We start from the raw sequence: 3,764 nt of genomic DNA, 5'->3' as shown, positions 1-3,764 counted from the left end.
ATTGCACTCACCAAAAAACGCAGAAAATGGTTCGTCGGAATTTGGGATTACCCCATAGACTTATCTCAAAAAATTTCAACTGCGTGATTTGGGTTCAACCTGAAATTCACTTCCCGGAACTGTAATTACTTCTATTTTCTGAATATTTTCTGCCGGAGTGTTTTTCAGAAATTGTACAAGAGATTCTGCATCCATATTAGATTTTCTTCCGTTGATAAAAATCTGAGCACTATTTTTTCCTGCAATTTTCAAGGTTTTATCATCCGTTGTAGAAACAAGAGGTGTTTGCTTCAAAACATCAAATGTTGTATTCCCTTTTGCAATGGGAGAAGCTGCAACATCGTAAACAAAACGGTCGCTTTGTTTTTTGAATACTTGTTTTTTAATTACAACTTCATCTATTTTCTTTGTTTCTAAAGAATCTGTTTTTTTCTGTTGGGCAAATGTAAATCCACTAAAAAAAATGGCAGCTATTAGTAATTGAGTTTTCATATTAGATTTTGTTTTTAATTTTTTCTTTTTCTTAAGATAATTTGGATATCATCACCGATGAATTATCAGAAGCTTGTATTTGTTAATATTTTACATTGCAAAGATATATTAATTTTTTAGTATCATGCAATACAAAGTAGTGTAAATATTTTTGTTACTTGAACAACGTATTGATTTACAAATAATTAAATTTTAAAAATTTTAAACAAACAAATGCTTCTTATACTTTATAAGACAATAAATTTGACAGATTTGTTACAGAACTTGAGAAAAAAATTAAAAAAAATACACAAAAAAAATCCCAAAGCTTTGAAAACATTGGGATTTTAATCAATATAAAGTTAATCTTATCTGTTAGCGATATCAATATAATCTCTTTTTTGAGCTCCTTGATATACCTGTCTTGGTCTTCCGATAGGATCTCCTTTCAGTCTCATTTCTTTCCACTGAGAAATCCATCCAGGAAGTCTTCCCAATGCAAACATTACTGTAAACATTTCTGTAGGAATTCCTAATGCTCTGTAGATAATTCCAGAATAGAAATCTACGTTTGGATATAATTTTCTTTCTACGAAATATTCGTCTTCAAGAGCAACTTTTTCCAACTGCATAGCAATATCTAAAGCTTTATCGTGAATTCCTAATGCATTAAGAATATCATCAGCAGCTTTTTTAATGATTTTTGCTCTAGGATCGAAGTTTTTATATACTCTGTGCCCGAATCCCATCAAACGGAAGCTGTCATTTTTATCTTTAGCTTTAGACACCCATTTGTTAACATCTCCACCATCTTTCTCAATCAATTCAAGCATTTCAATTACTGCTTGGTTTGCACCACCGTGAAGAGGCCCCCAAAGTGCAGAAACACCAGCAGAAACAGAAGCGAAAAGACCTGTATGAGCAGAACCTACCATTCTTACTGTAGAAGTAGAACAGTTTTGTTCGTGGTCTGCATGAAGAATTAAAAGTTTATCTAATGCACTTACAACAACCGGATCGATTTCGAATTCCTGATTTGGCATTCTGAAAGTCATTTTGTAGAAATTTTCTACATAGCTTAAACTATTATCTCCGTGGTTTAATGGTAAACCTTGTGTTTTTCTGTAAGTCCAAGCACAAAGATGCGAAAATTTAGCAATCATTAATTCCGCAGCATGATCCATTTCTTCCTTAGAATTAACGTTAACCGCTTTAGGGTTAAAAGCTGTTAAAGCTGAAGTTAAAGAAGATAAAACTCCCATTGGGTGAGCAGAACGAGGGAAAGCATCAATAATCTTTTTCATCTCTTCTGCAACGAAATTATATTTTTTAATATTCGAATCGAATGTAATAAATTGATCTGCTGTAGGCAATTCACCGTGAAGTAAAAGATACATTACTTCTGTAAAATTAGACTTTTCAGCGATTTGTTCAATTGGATAACCTCTGTAGAATAGTTCTCCTTGGTCACCATCTAAGTAAGTAATCTCACTAATGGTTGCACCAGTATTTTTATACCCTAAATCTAGAGTAATAAGACCCGTTTGGTCTCTTAATTTAGAAATATCTATTCCTCTGTCTCCGATTGTACTATCCACGATTGGATACTCATATGAATTACCTTCGTAATTCAATATAACTTTGTTGTCTGACATTATTTAATTTATTTTTTTTCTAAATATACTATTTATTATAAAATACGGCAAACAAAAAATTTCGCTTGCCGTTATTTATAAATTCAATGAATTATCTTTTGATTTTAAAAGCATCTAACCCAGGAAAAACTGCAGTTTCACCTAAAGCTTCTTCAATTCTTAGTAACTGATTGTATTTTGCCATTCTGTCTGATCTTGAAGCAGAACCCGTTTTAATCTGTCCGCAATTCATTGCTACCGCTAAATCTGCAATAGTAGAATCTTCAGTTTCACCAGACCTGTGAGACATTACAGAAGTATACTTGTTGTGTTGAGCCATTTGTACTGCATCCATAGTCTCAGAAAGAGAACCGATTTGGTTAACTTTTACCAAAATTGAATTTGCAATACCTTCTTTTACTCCTCTTGATAATCTTTCTACATTAGTTACAAATAAATCGTCTCCAACCAATTGTACTCTGTCGCCGATTTTTTCTGTTAACATCTTCCAACCTTCCCAATCGTCTTCCTGCATACCATCTTCAATAGAAATAATTGGATATTTATTTGCCAATTCTGCTAGGTAGGAAACCTGCTCGCTTCTAGAAAACTGAGGTGCATCTGCGGTCTGGAATTTTCTGTAATCGTAAATTCCATCCTTATAAAATTCTGAAGCAGCACAGTCTAATGCAATCATTACATCATCACCCGGTTTGTATCCAGCCTTTTCAATTGCCTGTAATAAAGTATCTAAAGCATCTTCTGTTCCTGCGAAAGTCGGAGCAAAACCACCTTCGTCACCAACTGCAGTAGAAAGCCCTCTAGAATGAAGAATAGATTTAAGATTATGGAAAATCTCAGTTCCTTTTCTTAATGCATGAGAAAAAGAGTCTGCTTTTACCGGCATTACCATAAATTCTTGGAAAGCGATTGGCGCATCTGAGTGAGAACCACCGTTGATAACGTTCATCATAGGAACCGGAAGAGTATTGGCATTCACACCTCCAACATACTTGTATAAAGGCAATCTTAATTCTGTTGCAGCAGCTTTTGCGGCAGCTAAAGAAACTCCTAAAATAGCATTGGCTCCTAAATTACCTTTGTTGTTGCTTCCATCCAAATCAATCATAATCTGATCGATAAGATTCTGATCAAAAACAGGAAGACCCACCAATTCTGGTGCAATTACTTCTCTTACATTTTCTACAGCTTTAGAAACTCCTTTACCCATCCATTCTGAACCGCCATCACGCAATTCTACTGCTTCATGTTCTCCTGTTGATGCTCCTGAAGGTACAGCGGCACGCCCCATTGCTCCACTTTCCGTAAAAACATCAACTTCTACTGTAGGATTTCCTCTTGAATCCAAAATTTGTCTCGCTTCTATGTAAGAAATGTAACTCATCTTAATTTTTTTTAATAGTTTAGACAAATTTAATGATTTTTTGAATTTTATCATGAATTCATTAACTTTATTAAACATTTTTAGTAGTTAAATATTCGTTAATTTCTGAATGTGAAAATTCAATAAAATTAAATTATTGTTCAGTTAGTTAAAATTATTTTTGATTATCCGTTTTTAATCATAACCCTGTAATGTTAGCAATAATAAGCCTTTCAAAGAGGCTATCTCCAAAATATCTTCGATTTAGCTTGTAG

2 protein-coding genes and 1 pseudogene are annotated in these 3,764 nt (G+C 33.5%); all 3 read right to left on the bottom strand.

Annotated elements, in window-relative coordinates; translation table 11 throughout:
• Positions 1 to 93 precede the first annotated feature (93 nt).
• A pseudogene (locus IV513_RS15065) lies at positions 94 to 492 on the bottom strand (TonB-dependent receptor); the annotation flags it as partial.
• Between the two features lie 347 nt (positions 493 to 839).
• On the bottom strand, positions 840 to 2,126 hold the full coding sequence (locus IV513_RS15060) for a citrate synthase (protein WP_209391380.1): 1,287 nt from the start codon (positions 2,124 to 2,126) through the stop codon (positions 840 to 842).
• A gap of 91 nt (positions 2,127 to 2,217) precedes the next feature.
• Positions 2,218 to 3,510, bottom strand: coding sequence for a phosphopyruvate hydratase (gene eno / locus IV513_RS15055; protein ID WP_209391379.1), 1,293 nt, complete (start codon positions 3,508 to 3,510; stop codon positions 2,218 to 2,220).
• Positions 3,511 to 3,764: the final 254 nt, after the last annotated feature.

The organism is Chryseobacterium sp. RR2-3-20 (assembly GCF_017808115.1).
GTDB lineage: Bacteria > Bacteroidota > Bacteroidia > Flavobacteriales > Weeksellaceae > Chryseobacterium > Chryseobacterium oryzae.
The sequence above is the reverse complement of the archived record's forward strand: the minus strand, read 5'-3'. Positions and strand labels throughout refer to the sequence as shown.